Here is a 13358-nt window from a genome sequence, read left to right as displayed (position 1 = left end):
TACGCAACGGCACACCACTCCGCACCCGTAGAGCCGGGCTTGCCCGGCTGATGGGGACGCCGTACGGCACAGCGGGGCAAGCCCCGCTCTACGGTCAGAACCCGAACGCGTACTTCAGCGACACCAGGCTCGCGTCCCCACGCGGGCCGAATCGCTGGTCGTAGCCGAACGACAGCGTCGAGTGCGCGCCCAGCCAGGCCGAGGCCTGCAGCCCAACCATGCCACCCGACAGCGCCGGGTCGGAAGCCGCCAGCGGCGACCAGCTGTCCACGCCGACGAAGCTGGCCGACAGTTCCAGTCCATCACTGGCCAGGGTCTGCTGCCACTCGGCGTAACCGCTCACGCTGAAACGCCGCCAGTCGTGGCTGGCGCGCAGCCCGGCAATGGCCTGGGTACGCCAGGACGTGCTGTCGCCCGTGCGCAGCCCGAATCCGGCCGCGCCCTGCTCGTAAAACCCGTCGCTGCGCACCTGCGCGTGCTCGGTGCCCACATACGGCACCAGCGAGCCGGCGGCGCCGTCGAAGCGGTAGCCCGCCTCGAATCCGGCCACAGCAAAGTCGCCGTCATAGTCGCTGTGCACGCCGTAACGGCTGGCGCCCAGCAACAGCTCGCGGTCGATCTGCCGCTGCCACTGGCCGGCACCGAACTGGCCCATCAGGTAGGCCTGGTTCCAGTGTCGACCGAGGTAGGCCTGCGCCTGCGCCTGCCGCTCGCGGCTGCGGTCGGCCAGCCCGTCGATGCGGCTGTCGATGCGCGACTCGCCGAAGGCCAGGCCGGCGACCATCGTGCCGTCCAGGGCCATGTCGTGGCCGGCCAGCCAGCCATCGACCTGCGCGTCCACCCCGTTGCCCAGCGAGGCCGCGCCACCGAGCGCTTCCATCCAGCCGCCTGCACGACGGCCGCCCGAGGCCAGGTCGTCGAAACGCGCGGACAGCGCCCGCCGCCCCAGGTCCAGCGTGTCGTAGGTCGCCGCCGCGGCGGCCGCGTGCACTTCGCCCGACAGGCTGCGCAGCGAGGCCGAGGCCGCACCGGCGCTGGCGGTGTTCTGGAAGTCGCCGGCGATGCGGATGAAGCCGTCGGATATCGCACCGGTGCCGTCGCGTTGCTGGTCGTCGATGCCGTCGAACGCGGTTTCCACCCGCTGCGCAGCGCCGAAGGCCGCCGGGGTGATGTCGGCCAGGCTCAACGCCGCGGCGGTGACGTCGAGGCGGCGGATGTCGAGCCAGGCAGCCGTGGGGGTGTACAGCAGCGAGGCGTCGAGGAATATGGTCGAGGCGCTGGTCACCCCGGCGAACTGCCCGCTGATGCCGCCCGTGGCGCTGAGCACGTCCTCCCGGGCCTGGGTCACGTACCCGGATCGCACGCCTGCCACGTGCACGTTGCCGCCCTCCAGCGTGGCGGTGCCGTCGACCTGGAGGTGGCCGTAGCCCAGCACCATCGACAGCTGGCTTCCCGCCCGCTGCACGTAGTTGCCGTCCACGCTGATCCCCGTGCCTCCCGCATTGGCCTCGCCGATATGCACGACGCCGGCGTTGGTCAGGTCGCCGCCGAGCTGGGCGGCACCCTCCAGGCGGCCGCCGGCCTCCACGAAGACGTCCGAGCTGCGCACAGCCCCCAGGACCTTCAGCGTGCCGCCCTGCACCCGCGTGTTGCCGGCGTAATCCAGCCCTGCGCCCGTCCCGCCCAGGCTTAGCGTGCCGCCGCCCTGCTTGACCAGGCCACCGTCGCCGGTGATCGGGTTGGTCCAGGTCGACTCGCCGGCGAAATTGACGGTGACGTCGCCCCAGTCGAACTTGGCGGGGCCGCCCAGCGCCTTGCCCAGGTTGAGCAGGCCATACCCGAACACCGCATCCGGGCCGGCCGCGCCCAGGTCGGTGGCCGTGCCCAGCAGGGTCTGCCGCACCAGGTCGTTGGTGAAGTACGGGAACTTCTGCCAGACCACCGCGGCGGCACCGGAGACCAGCGGCGCCGCGTACGAGGTGCCGCTGCCGTAGCGCAGGTTGGGCGTGGTCCCGGTGTCGGTATGCGAGGGGAACACCGCCGTGCCCGGTGCGACCAGGCAGTAGTCCTTGGCCAGGCCGCAGGCGTTGGAGTAGTACATCAGGCGGGTCGGATCGGACGTGTCCAGCGCCGCCACCGCCAGCCAGCCGCGTTCCAGGTCGGCCGCCGGCATCGTGCCGTTGGGGCCGGGCTGGCTGGGCAGCGAGGACATGTCGGTCGGATCGGCGCGGCTCTCGTTGCCGGTGGCGAACACCACCAGGCCGTCGTTGTCGACGATGAAGAAGCGGTATTCGTCGGCGATCGGCGCGGTGGCGCTGGCCTGGGTCCAGTACAGGCCGCCCCAGGAGTTGTTCATGATCCGCATGCCGCGGGCCAGCAGGTCCTGGTGGATCGGCTTCAGGCCCAGGGCGCCGGTGACCTCGTTGCCCTGGCCCGAGCCGTCGTCGGTGGGGCGCTCGTCGTTGATGATCCGCGCCGACAGGATCGAGGCCCCGGGGGCGACGCCACCCGGCCAGCTGCCATAGGCGGCACCGGCAGCCAGCAGCGACACCGTGGTGCCGTGGCCGACCTTGTCGTCCACGCTGAGGTCGTTGCGACTGGCGCTCACGTAGGTCAGGTTGGCCGCCACCCGCCCGGCGAGCGAGGGATGGTTGCGGTTGACGCCGGTGTCGATCACGCCGATGCGGTAGCCAGCGCCGGTATAGCCCTGGCGCTCGGTGGCAGTGGCGTGGGTCAGGGCCAGGTGGGCGTCGATCGGCGGCTGCACCAGCGGCGGCGGCGGCGGCGAGCTCGGCGGAGGTGGCGGGGGTGGCGGCGAGACCGGTGGCGAGGTCGGCGCCCCAGCCCTCAGGTTGCCACCGCCACCGCCCCCACAGGCGGCCAGTCCGGTCGCCAGCGTGGTTGCGATGGCGACCGCCAACAGCGAGCGCGCCACGCCGCCGCGAGCGCCTTCATTGCCGAATATGTGCATTACGTCACCTGATTCGTTGATCCTGGACGGCTCGCACCGCCCGCCCCCGGACATGCCCGATCTATACCGCAAACACCGTCCACTGTCGCCTGCCCGGGTGGACGCTGGCGGCGCTTGCCGGCTGCGCCGATAATCGGTGCTTCGAATCCGCTCCACCTGCAGAGGAATCCCCCATGTCCGACATCGTCATCGCCGCGGCCAAGCGCACCGCCATCGGCTCCTTCCTCGGCCAGTTCACCGGCGTGCCCACCCCGACCCTGGGGGCCGCGGCGATTTCGGCGGCGCTGGATCAGTCCGGCATCCCGGCGGCCGACGTGTCCGAGGTGATCATGGGCTGCGTGCTGCCGGCCAACCTCGGCCAGGCGCCCGCCCGCCAGGCGGCGCTGGCCGCCGGCCTGCCGACCGCCACCGGCGCCACCACCATCAACAAGGTCTGCGGCTCGGGCATGAAGGCGATCATGCTCGGCCACGACCTGATCAAGGCCGGCTCGGCCAGCATCGTGGTCGCCGGCGGCATGGAGTCGATGACCAATGCGCCGCACCTGATTCCCAACTCGCGCACCGGCAACCGCTATGGCGGCTTCCAGGCCGTGGACCACATGGCCTGGGACGGCCTGACCAACCCTTACGACGGCCAGGCGATGGGCGTGTTCGCCGAGGCGACCGTGGCCAAGTACGGCTTCACCCGCGAGGAGCAGGACGCGTTCGCGATCGAATCGGTCAAGCGCTCGCAGGCCGCGCAGGCCTCGGGTGCGTTCGACGGCGAGATCGTCCCGGTCAGGGTGGCCACCCGCAAGGGCGAGGTTGAGGTGGCCAGCGACGAACAGCCGGGCAAGTCCGACGTGGCCAAGATCCCGACCTTGAAGCCGGCGTTCAAGAAGGACGGCAGCGTTACCGCGGCCAGCTCCTCGTCGATCTCCGACGGCGCAGCCGCCACCGTGCTGCTGTCGGCCGACGAAGCCGCGCGCCGGGGCCTGCAGCCGCTGGCCCGGATCGTCGCCCACGCCACCTTCTCGCAACAGCCGGAGTGGTTCACCACGGCGCCGGTCGGCGCCATCTCCACCCTCCTCGACAAGGCCGGCTGGAAGGTCGGGGACGTGGACCTGTTCGAAATCAACGAGGCGTTCGCGGTCGTGGCCATGGCGCCGATCAAGGAGCTGGGCATCCCCCACGCCAAGGTCAACGTCAACGGGGGTGCCTGTGCGCTGGGCCATCCGATCGGCGCTTCCGGCGCCCGCCTGGTGGTGACCCTGGTCAACGCCCTGCGCACGCGGGGGCTCAAGCGGGGCGTGGCGGCGCTGTGCATCGGCGGCGGCGAGGCTACCGCGATCGCCCTGGAAGTGCTGTAATCGTTTTTCACGGCATTTCCACGAAGATGACCAACGCCCGCTTGACAGCGGAAACGGGCTTGTCATCATGTTGCCGGCGCGCAACCGCGCGTTGCCCAAACTAACGACGAGGAATATCCAACATGAGCATCAACAAGCTGCTGATCGCTTCGGCTCTGGTTCTGGCCATGGCCGCGTGCTCGAAGGAAGAGCGCGCTGCTGACGCCGCCGCCGAGGCGAACGAGGCCGCTGCCGAGGCCCAGGCTGCCGCCGATTCGGCCGCTGCTGCCGGCGCCGCCACCGCCGACGCTGCCCAGGGCGCTGCTGACGCCGCTGCCGCTGCCGCCGACACCGCCGCGGACGCCGCTGCCGCTACCGCCGGCGCCACCACCGAGGAAGCTGCCAACGCCGCGCAGAACGCCGCCGAGGCTGCTGCCGACGTCGCCGAGCAGGCCCAGTCGGCTGCCGAAGAGGCCAAGGAAGAAGTCAAGCAGTAATTTGCTGGCCTTCCTGCTGTACCGAAAAGCCGCCGGGAAACCGGCGGCTTTTCTCTTTCCGGGATCCGCACGACGCGCGGGATTCACGGCGCCATGAACCCGGCCGCGGCAAGCTCCGACGCGTCCCGCCAACCCAAAGGAGCATCCGATGAAGCACCGCACCCTACTGCTGGCCACCGCCTTCCTGGCCATTCCCCTGGCCGCCTGCAACCAGCCGGCCCAGACCGAAGCCGAGCGCGCGGGCGAGCATGCCGCCGCCGCGGCCGACCACGCCGCCGCGGCCACCGAGCATGCCGCCGCCAACGCCGTCGACGCGGCCCAGGAAGCCGGCGCCAAGGCCGAAGCGCAGGCCGAGCAGGCCGCGGCCAACACCGAGCAGGCGCTCGCGGACGCGGCAGCGGCGACGCGCGATGCGGCCAGCCGTGCAGCCGACGCGACCGCCGACGCCACCGCTCGCGCCGCCGATGCCACCGCCGACGCGGCCGAGCGCACCGCCGCCGAGGCCCGCGAAGCGGCCGAAGCCGCCGAGCGCAAGGCCGAGGAAAACTGACGTCCCCGCGGATCCGCCGGCCCGCCGGCGGATCCGCGCAGCGGGCGCGCCTTGCTGCGCCGCCAGAAGGCCGCGCGCGCGACCTCACGTATCCTTCGGGCATCCGCACGCCAGGACGCCCATGCCTCCCCTCCGCAGCCAGATCGATCCCCGGTCCCCCGAATTCGCCGCGCACGCCGAGCACCACCGCGCGCTGGCCGATGAACTCCACCGCCGCCTGGCGCGAGCGGCTGCCGGTGGCGGCGACAAGGCGCGGCAACGCCATACCGAGCGCGGCAAGCTGCTCGCCCGCGAACGCATCGACACCCTGCTCGACCCCGGTTCGCCGTTCCTGGAAATCGCCCCGCTCGCGGCCGAAGACATGTACGACGGCGCCGCGCCCGCCGCAGGCATGGTCTGCGGCATCGGCCGGGTGATGGGCCAGGAGGTGGTGGTCGTGGCCAACGACGCCACGGTCAAGGGCGGCACCTACTTCCCGATGACGGTCAAGAAGCACCTGCGCGCGCAGGAAATCGCCCGCGAGAACCGGCTGCCGTGCGTCTACCTGGTCGACTCCGGCGGCGCGTTCCTGCCGCTGCAGGACGAGGTGTTCCCCGATCGCGAGCATTTCGGCCGGATCTTCTACAACCAGGCGCGGCTGAGCGCCGACAACATCCCGCAGGTCGCGGTGGTGATGGGCAGCTGCACCGCCGGTGGCGCCTACGTGCCGGCGATGTGCGACGAGTCGGTGATCGTGCGCGACCAGGGCACGATCTTCCTCGGCGGCCCGCCGCTGGTGAAGGCCGCCACCGGCGAGGTGGTCGATGCCGAGGCGCTGGGCGGCGCCGACGTGCACACGGCGGTGTCGGGCGTGGCCGACCACTACGCCGAGGACGACGCGCACGCGCTGCAGATCGCGCGCGGCATCGTCGGCCACCTCAACCGCGCCAAGACGGTGCCGGTGGCGCTGCGCGAACCGCGCGAGCCGCTGTATCCGGCCGAGGAACTCTACGGCATCGTGCCGGCGGACACGCGCCGCCCGTTCGACATCCGCGAAGTCATCGCCCGCCTGGTGGACGGCAGCGAGTTCGACGAGTTCAAGGCGCGCTACGGCAAGACCCTGGTCACCGGCTTCGCCCACATCCACGGCTGCCCGGTCGGCATCGTCGCCAACAACGGCATCCTGTTCGCCGAAAGCGCGCTCAAGGGCGCGCACTTCATCGAGCTGTGCAACCAGCGCGGCATCCCGCTGGTGTTCCTGCAGAACATCACCGGCTTCATGGTCGGCCGCAAGTACGAGAACGCCGGCATCGCCAAGGACGGGGCCAAGATGGTCACCGCGGTAGCCTGTTCCTCGGTGCCCAAGTTCACGGTGGTCATCGGCGGCAGCTTCGGCGCGGGCAACTACGCCATGTGCGGCCGCGCCTATGGCGCCCGCTTCCTGTGGATGTGGCCGAATGCGCGGATCAGCGTGATGGGCGGCGAGCAGGCCGCCAGCGTGCTGGCGACCGTGCGCCGCGATGCGATCGAGGCCGGTGGCGGCCAGTGGAGCGCCGACGAGGAAGAGGCCTTCAAGGCGCCGATTCGCGAGCAGTACGAACAGCAGGGCAGCCCGTGGTACGCCACCGCGCGGCTGTGGGACGACGGCATCATCGACCCGGCCGACACCCGCCGCGTGCTGGGCCTGGCACTGTCGGCCTCGCTCAACGCGCCGATCGAGCCGGCGCGGTTCGGCGTGTTCCGGATGTGACCGCGGCGATGCGCAAGGTGGTGCTCGTGACCGGCGGCGGGCGCGGCATCGGCGCGGCGACCGCGCTGCTGGCCGCCAGGCGCGGCTATGCGGTCGCGGTGAACTACCTGCGCGATGCCGGCGCGGCCGACGAGGTGGTCGCGCGGATCGTCGCCGACGGCGGCGAGGCGACCGCCCTGCAGGCCGACGTCGCGGTCGAGGCGCAGGTGGCCGGCCTTTTCGCCCGGCTGGACGCCCGTTTCGGCCGGCTCGATGCGCTGGTGAACAACGCCGGCGTGCTGGAAACCCAGATGCGGCTGGAATCCATGGACGCGGCGCGCGTGCGCCGGGTGCTCGACGCGAACGTGGTCGGTCCCCTGCTCTGCTGCCGCGAGGCCGTCCGGCGGATGTCCACCCGGCATGGCGGCCAGGGAGGCGCAATCGTCAACGTGTCGTCGGTGGCTGCGTTGACAGGCTCTCCTGGCGAGTACGTCGACTACGCCGCCTCCAAGGGGGCGCTGGACACGCTGACCCGCGGACTGGCCCATGAGGTGGCGCAGGAAGGCATCCGCGTCAATGGCGTGCGGCCGGGTTTCATCTACACCGGCATGCACGCCAGCGGTGGCGAGCCCGGCCGGGTCGACCGGGTCAAGGCGTTCATACCGATGCGTCGCGGGGGCCAGCCCGAGGAAGTGGCGCAGGCGATCGTGTGGCTGCTTTCGGACGAGGCCTCTTACAGCACGGGCGGCTTCATCGACGTGGCCGGCGGCCGCTGAGCACGCGGATCGCGATCTGGGCGGACCGGAGGAGGAACCCTATGGACCTGCAGTTGCAAGACAAGCGCTGCGTGGTGCTGGGCGGCAGCCGCGGCATCGGCCGCGCGATCGCGCTTGGCCTGGCCGCGGAGGGCGCGGACGTGGCGGTCTGCGCGCGCGGCGCCGGTGCCCGTGGACGCAATGCACTGGACGAGGTCGAGGCGTCGCTGCGCGCGCAGGGGCGGCGGGCGCACGTGCGCCGTTGCGACCTGGCCGACGCCGCGTCGCTGGCGGAGTTCCTGGACGGCACGCGGCAGGCGCTGGGCGGGGTGGACGTGCTCGTGCACAACGCCTCGGCGCTGGCACTGGGCCCGTCGGTAGCCGATTTCGAGGCGAGCCTGCAGCTGGACGTGCTGGCGGCAGCCCGCGCCTGCGCGCAGGTGATCCCCTGGATGAAGGCCGCCGGCGGCGGCAGCATCGTCCTGGTCGCCTCGATTTCCGGCCTGGAGGCCAGCCCCGGACCGGACTTCGGCTATGCCTCGGCCAAGGCCGCGCTGATCGCCTACGCCAAGAAGCTGTCGATTTTCCACGGCCCGGACCGGATCCGCGCCAACGCGATCGCGCCGGGCTCGATCGAATTCGAGGGCGGGCTGTGGGACCAGGTCCGGCGGCAGGATCCGCCGCGCTACGAAGCCGTGCGCGGCACCATTCCCTGGGGCCGCATGGGCACGCCGCAGGAAGTGGCCGATGTCGCGGTGTTCCTGGCTTCGCCGCGCGCGCAATGGATCACCGGCGCGTGCGTGCCGATCGATGGCGGCCAGCACAAGGGCATGCGCTGAACACGCTGCCCGTGCGCGTGTCGATCCGCGCATGGCTGGCGCGTCGTCCCGGAACAAACCCCAAAGCCACCGACAGGAGAATCCCATGGCCACCGGAACCGTCCGCCTGCATCGCGTCCTGCGCTGCCCGCCCGAGCGCGTCTATCGCGCCTTCCTGGAAGCCGAGGCGATGGCCAAGTGGCTGCCGCCGCATGGCTTCACCGCCCGCGTCGAGCAGATGGAAGCGCGCGTTGGCGGCCGCTTCCGCATGGCCTTCACCAACTTCGGCACCGGGCACAGCCATTCCTTCGGCGGCGAGTACCTGGAGCTGGTGCAGGACGAACGGGTCCGCTACGTCGACCGCTTCGACGATCCGAACCTGCCCGGCGAGATGCAGGTCACCGTGTCGCTGAAGGCCGTGCTGTGCGGCACCGACGTGCAGGTCATGCAGGAGGGCATCCCCGAGGCGATCCCGGTGGAGATGTGCTACCTGGGCTGGCAGGAATCGCTGGAGCAACTGGCCCGGCTGGTCGAGCCGGAAATCCCGGACGAATGACCGGCGGAGGGACACGACGCCATTCCATGCCGGTGCGCACGGCGTGGCCGTTCTGCTAGCGTCGACGGCCCGTCGCCCTCGCCCACGCAGGACCCGCATGACCGCCCGCCTTCGTACCGCCCGCTCCACCGGCATGCTGCTGCTCGCCCTGCTCGCCGCGGCATGCACGCGGACCGGAGCCGGGCCCGCAGCGCCTGCGGCGACACCGGCCGCGAGCGCCACCGCGCCGGCCGGCGCAGTGGCCACTGGCGCCTATCCGGACCTGTTCGCCGAAGCCGGTTATGCCCGCGCCGAGGTCGAAGCGAAGATCCAGGCCGCCTTCCAGCAGCTGTTCCACGGCGACCAGGCGCAGCAGGCGGTTTACTACGAGGACGGCAGCAACGAGCACGGCCCGCTCGCCTACATCCACGACGTCAACAGCGGCGACGTGCGCTCGGAAGGCATGTCCTACGGGATGATGATCGCCGTGCAGCTGGACCGGAAGGCGGAGTTCGACGCGATCTGGAACTGGGCCGTGACCCACATGTACCAGGACGATCCGGCGCATCCGGCTTACGGCTACTTCGCCTGGTCGGTGCGCACCGACGGCGTGCCGATCGACGAGATGCCCGCGCCCGACGGCGAGGAATACTTCATCACCGCGCTCTACTTCGCCGCCCAGCGCTGGGGGGATGGCGAAGGCCGCTACGACTACCGCGCCCACGCCGAGCGCCTGCTGGCCGACGTCCTCCATCGCCAGCCCATCACCGGCAAGACCGCGCGCGGCCAGATGACCGCGGTCAACCTGTTCGACCACGACGCGAAGATGGTGCGTTTCACCCCCGACCTGGCCAACGCGGCGCACACCGATGCGTCCTACCACCTGCCTGCGTTCTACGAGGTCTGGGCACGGGTGGGCCCGCAGGCCGACCGGGCGTTCTGGCGCGAGGCCGCGCAGGTCAGCCGCGACTATTTCGCCAAAGCCGCCCATCCGCAGACCGCGCTGACCCCCGACTACGGCAACTTCGACGGCACGCCCTGGGCGGCGCCGTGGCGGCCGGAGTCGGCGGACTTCCGCTACGACGCCTGGCGCAGCGCGATGAACTGGTCGGTGGACTGGTCGTGGTGGGCGCTCGATCCGCGCCAGGTCGCGATGAGCAACCGCCTGCAGGCGTTCTTCGAAGCCCAGGGCATGGCGGACTACCAGAGCCTGTACACGCTCGACGGCAAGCCGCTGGGCGGCGGCCAGACCACCGGCCTGGTCGCGACCAACGCGGTGGCCAGCCTGGCCGCCGACCATCCGCGCCGGCTGGCGTTCGTGCGCGCGCTGTGGGAACAGCCGGTGCCCAGCGGCCAGCATCGCTACTACGACGGCATGCTCTACCTGATGGCCCTGCTCCACTGCAGCGGCGACTTCCGGGCTTGGCTGCCGGAGCATGCAGACGACGGGAACTAGGCAAGCCAACGACCGAGGGTGGGCGTCGCGAGAGCAGCCGGCCAGGGCCGGCTCTACGTGGAGCCGCAGGCCGCGGCTGGGGAACGGGTGTGCAAGGAGTCGCAGGTGCGGGCCACGGACCGTCCAATGGCCACCTAACCGGGCCCGGTCCTACAGAAGGGGAAGTGTCGGTCCATACCGCGGCGCAAGGCGCTCTTCGTAGAGCCGGCCCTGGCCGGCTGCCTTTCCGGCCGCGACGACGCCATCCCCTCGGCGGTCAGCGCTGCTTCGGCTCCGGCCCGCAGTTGTCGCAGCCGCCGCAGGCCGATGCGCCGTCGCCCGATCCCGGCGGCGCGATGCGCCGCGCCAGCGAGCGCATCCACGCCGGGCGGCCGTCGCGCACCAGCGGCGCGGCCAGCGCCACCCGCGCGCGGCGCAGCGGGCCCGGCAGCTGCTTCCTGGCGAAGATCCACAGCGCGGCCGCGACGATGACGCCGACCACCAGGTACTGCAGCCACAGCGGCAGCTCCAAGGTCATCGCCCGGCCCTAGCCGCCACCCAGCCGCACGGCGACCTGGTAGGTCAGCAGCGACGCCAGGTAGGCCAGCGCGAACAGGTAACCGGCCGCGATCGCCATCGTCTTCCACGAACCGGTCTCGCGCTTGATCGCCGCCCAGGTGGCGATGCATTGCGGCGCATAGATGAACCACACCAGCAGCGACAGGCCGGTGGCCAGCGACCAGCCATCCTGCAGCAGCGGCAGCAGCGCCTGCGCGGCCGCGTCGTCGTCGGCGGCCGACAGCGCGTAGACCGTGGCCAGCGACGACACCGCCACTTCGCGCGCGGCCAGGCCCGGGATCAGCGCGATGCAGATCTGCCAGTTGAACCCCAGCGGCGCGAACACCACCGCCAGCGCGTGGCCGATGCGGCCGGCGAAGCTGTAGTCGATCGCCGGCATGGTCGCGTCAGGCGGCGCGGCCGGGAACGACAGCAGCACCCACAGCAGCACGGTCAGGGCGAAGATGATTCCGCCCACGCGCTTGAGGAAGATCATGCCGCGCTCGTACAGGCCGATCAGCAGGTCGCGCGGATTGGGCAGGCGGTAGGACGGCAGTTCCAGCATCAGCGGGTGCTCGCCCTTGTCGCGGCGCCACTTCTTCATCACCCACGACACCGCCAGCGCGCTGAGGATGCCGGCCATGTACAGGCCGAACAGCACCAGTCCCTGCAAGTTGAAGCCGCCCCACACCTGGCGTGCCGGGATGAAGGCGCCGATCAGCAGCGCGTACACCGGCAGTCGCGCCGAGCAGGTCATCAGCGGCGCGACCAGGATGGTGGCCAGGCGGTCGCGCGGGTCCTGGATGCTGCGGGTGGCCATGATCCCGGGAATGGCGCAGGCGAAGCTGGACAGCAACGGGATGAACGAGCGCCCCGACAGGCCGGCGCCGGCCATCATGCGGTCGAGCAGGAACGCCGCGCGCGGCAGGTAGCCCGACTCCTCCAGCGCCAGGATGAAGGCGAACAGCACCAGGATCTGCGGCAGGAACACGATCACCCCGCCCAGCCCGGCGATGATGCCGTCGACCATCAGGCTGGCCAGCGGCCCCTCGCCCATGCGCGCGCCCACCCATTCGCCCAGCGCAACGGTGCCGGCCTCGATGAGGTCCATGACCGGGGTGGCCCAGGCGTAGACGGCCTGGAAGATCAGGAACATCACCACCGCCAGCGTGAGCAGCCCGAACAGCGGATGCAGCAGCCAGCGGTCCAGCGCGTCGTCGATCCTCGCCGTGCGGGTGGGCATGCTGACCGTGGCCGCGAGCAGGCGCCGGGTCTCGGCGTGCAGGTCGGCATCGGCGGACAGATGCACGCCGGGCGGATGCGGATGGGCGGCTACCTGGTCGATGCGTTCCACGAGCGCGCGCGCGCCGTGGTGGCGGATGGCGACCGTCTCCACCACCGGAACGCCCAGCTCGTGCTCCAGCGCGGCGCGGTCGATGGCGATGCCGCGGCGCTGGGCGGCGTCGCTCATGTTCAGCGCCACGATCATCGGCTTGCCCATCTGCCGCACCTCCAGCACGAAGCGCAGGTGCAGGCGCAGGTTGGTCGCATCGACCACGCAGACCAGCACGTCGGGGGCCGCTTCGCCGGGATAGAAGCCGCGGCACAGGTCGCGGGTGATCGCCTCGTCCAGGCTGGCCGGCGTCAGGCTGTACGCCCCGGGCAGGTCCAGGACGGCGTAGGCATGCCCGCCCGGCGAGTGCAGCCGCCCCTCCTTGCGCTCGACGGTGACGCCGGCGTAATTGGCGACCTTCTGCCGGCTGCCGGTGAGCTGGTTGAACAGCGCGGTCTTGCCGGAATTGGGATTGCCCAGCAGCGCCAGGCGCATCGGAACGGCCTGCGCGCTCATGCACCGGCCTCCCGGCCGGCCGCCGAGGCGCTCACCCGCACGCGCGCCGCCTCGGCGCGACGCAGGGCGAAGCGCGTATAGCCGACCTGGACCAGCAGCGGTTCGGCACCGAACGGACCCTGCGCGACCACCTGGACCGGTTCGCCGGCGACGAAGCCCAGTTCGCGCAGGCGGCGGGCAATGGGGTCGTGCGGGTGCCGGTCCTCGACGGACTCGACGACGACGGGCGTGCGTGGCGGCAGGTCGGACAGCGTCACGGGGGATCCGGTATCAAGAACTGTTCTCAATTGTAGCATCCGGTGGCCGGCCTCGCGCCGCGGCGCGTCATGGCCGGATGCGGCCGCGCGGCTATCA

The 13358-nt window shown here is 71.4% G+C and carries 12 protein-coding genes; 8 read left to right on the top strand and 4 right to left on the bottom strand.

The window, feature by feature from the left end; genetic code table 11:
• Positions 1 to 94: 94 nt before the first annotated feature.
• Positions 95 to 2971 (bottom strand): autotransporter serine protease, encoded by a 2877-nt coding sequence (locus CSC66_RS00170; protein WP_162375273.1) that lies wholly within the window; start codon positions 2969 to 2971, stop codon positions 95 to 97.
• A 173-nt stretch (positions 2972 to 3144) separates the two neighbouring features.
• On the opposite strand from CSC66_RS00170, the gene CSC66_RS00165 reads away from it, so the two are divergent.
• The 8 genes from CSC66_RS00165 (at position 3145) to CSC66_RS00130 (ending at position 10618) form a co-directional block, all read left to right on the top strand.
• A complete protein-coding gene (locus tag CSC66_RS00165) occupies positions 3145 to 4320 on the top strand; it encodes a thiolase family protein (RefSeq protein WP_162375272.1) in 1176 nt (391 codons plus the stop codon).
• A 122-nt stretch (positions 4321 to 4442) separates the two neighbouring features.
• The gene (locus CSC66_RS00160; RefSeq protein WP_162375271.1) at positions 4443 to 4796 is read left to right on the top strand and encodes a hypothetical protein; all 354 of its coding nucleotides are present in this window, start codon (positions 4443 to 4445) and stop codon (positions 4794 to 4796) included.
• A 148-nt stretch (positions 4797 to 4944) separates the two neighbouring features.
• The gene (locus CSC66_RS00155) at positions 4945 to 5346 is read left to right on the top strand and encodes a hypothetical protein (protein ID WP_162375270.1); all 402 of its coding nucleotides are present in this window, start codon (positions 4945 to 4947) and stop codon (positions 5344 to 5346) included.
• Between the two features lie 121 nt (positions 5347 to 5467).
• Complete coding sequence (locus CSC66_RS00150; RefSeq protein ID WP_162375269.1) at positions 5468 to 7075, top strand: carboxyl transferase domain-containing protein; 1608 nt, start codon at positions 5468 to 5470, stop codon at positions 7073 to 7075.
• A gap of 8 nt (positions 7076 to 7083) precedes the next feature.
• Positions 7084 to 7830 carry an SDR family oxidoreductase gene (locus tag CSC66_RS00145; protein ID WP_162375268.1) on the top strand — a complete coding sequence of 249 codons (747 nt, stop codon included), beginning with the start codon at positions 7084 to 7086 and terminating at the stop codon, positions 7828 to 7830.
• A 41-nt stretch (positions 7831 to 7871) separates the two neighbouring features.
• Complete coding sequence (locus CSC66_RS00140; RefSeq protein WP_202935559.1) at positions 7872 to 8648, top strand: SDR family NAD(P)-dependent oxidoreductase; 777 nt, start codon at positions 7872 to 7874, stop codon at positions 8646 to 8648.
• Positions 8649 to 8679: 31 nt separating this feature from the next.
• Positions 8680 to 9183 (top strand): SRPBCC family protein, encoded by a 504-nt coding sequence (locus tag CSC66_RS00135; protein WP_379655882.1) that lies wholly within the window; start codon positions 8680 to 8682, stop codon positions 9181 to 9183.
• 97 nt (positions 9184 to 9280) lie between these two features.
• Entirely contained in the window at positions 9281 to 10618 is a 1338-nt protein-coding gene (locus CSC66_RS00130; protein WP_162375266.1) for a family 8 glycosyl hydrolase, read from the top strand.
• A gap of 256 nt (positions 10619 to 10874) precedes the next feature.
• Here CSC66_RS00130 and CSC66_RS00125 read toward each other — a convergent pair whose 3' ends face one another.
• The 3 genes from CSC66_RS00125 to CSC66_RS00115 are packed head-to-tail and all read right to left on the bottom strand — an operon-like array spanning position 10875 to position 13261.
• The gene (locus CSC66_RS00125) at positions 10875 to 11135 is read right to left on the bottom strand and encodes a DUF6587 family protein (protein WP_379655883.1); all 261 of its coding nucleotides are present in this window, start codon (positions 11133 to 11135) and stop codon (positions 10875 to 10877) included.
• Positions 11136 to 11144: 9 nt separating this feature from the next.
• Entirely contained in the window at positions 11145 to 13004 is a 1860-nt protein-coding gene (gene feoB / locus CSC66_RS00120; RefSeq protein WP_162375265.1) for a ferrous iron transporter B, read from the bottom strand.
• A complete protein-coding gene (locus CSC66_RS00115; protein ID WP_202935558.1) occupies positions 13001 to 13261 on the bottom strand; it encodes a FeoA family protein in 261 nt (86 codons plus the stop codon). Before CSC66_RS00115 ends, feoB begins: the two co-directional genes overlap by 4 nt.
• Positions 13262 to 13358: the final 97 nt, after the last annotated feature.

This window comes from Pseudoxanthomonas kaohsiungensis (genome assembly GCF_010211765.1).
Taxonomy (GTDB): domain Bacteria; phylum Pseudomonadota; class Gammaproteobacteria; order Xanthomonadales; family Xanthomonadaceae; genus Pseudoxanthomonas; species Pseudoxanthomonas kaohsiungensis.
This window is presented reverse-complemented; position numbering and strand designations above follow the sequence as displayed.

Bases quoted from the DNA above. Each gene is read 5' to 3' on its own strand.
- CSC66_RS00135 (WP_379655882.1), top strand. From the start codon at position 8,680: ATGGCTGGCGCGTCGTCCCGGAACAAACCCCAAAGCCACCGACAGGAG.
- CSC66_RS00165 (WP_162375272.1), top strand. From the start codon at position 3,145: ATGTCCGACATCGTCATCGCCGCGGCCAAGCGCACCGCCATCGGCTCC.
- CSC66_RS00145 (WP_162375268.1), top strand. From the start codon at position 7,084: ATGCGCAAGGTGGTGCTCGTGACCGGCGGCGGGCGCGGCATCGGCGCG.
- CSC66_RS00130 (WP_162375266.1), top strand. From the start codon at position 9,281: ATGACCGCCCGCCTTCGTACCGCCCGCTCCACCGGCATGCTGCTGCTC.
- CSC66_RS00125 (WP_379655883.1), bottom strand. From the start codon at position 11,135: ATGACCTTGGAGCTGCCGCTGTGGCTGCAGTACCTGGTGGTCGGCGTC.
- CSC66_RS00140 (WP_202935559.1), top strand. From the start codon at position 7,872: ATGGACCTGCAGTTGCAAGACAAGCGCTGCGTGGTGCTGGGCGGCAGC.
- feoB (WP_162375265.1), bottom strand. From the start codon at position 13,004: ATGAGCGCGCAGGCCGTTCCGATGCGCCTGGCGCTGCTGGGCAATCCC.
- CSC66_RS00160 (WP_162375271.1), top strand. From the start codon at position 4,443: ATGAGCATCAACAAGCTGCTGATCGCTTCGGCTCTGGTTCTGGCCATG.
- CSC66_RS00150 (WP_162375269.1), top strand. From the start codon at position 5,468: ATGCCTCCCCTCCGCAGCCAGATCGATCCCCGGTCCCCCGAATTCGCC.
- CSC66_RS00155 (WP_162375270.1), top strand. From the start codon at position 4,945: ATGAAGCACCGCACCCTACTGCTGGCCACCGCCTTCCTGGCCATTCCC.
- CSC66_RS00170 (WP_162375273.1), bottom strand. From the start codon at position 2,971: ATGCACATATTCGGCAATGAAGGCGCTCGCGGCGGCGTGGCGCGCTCG.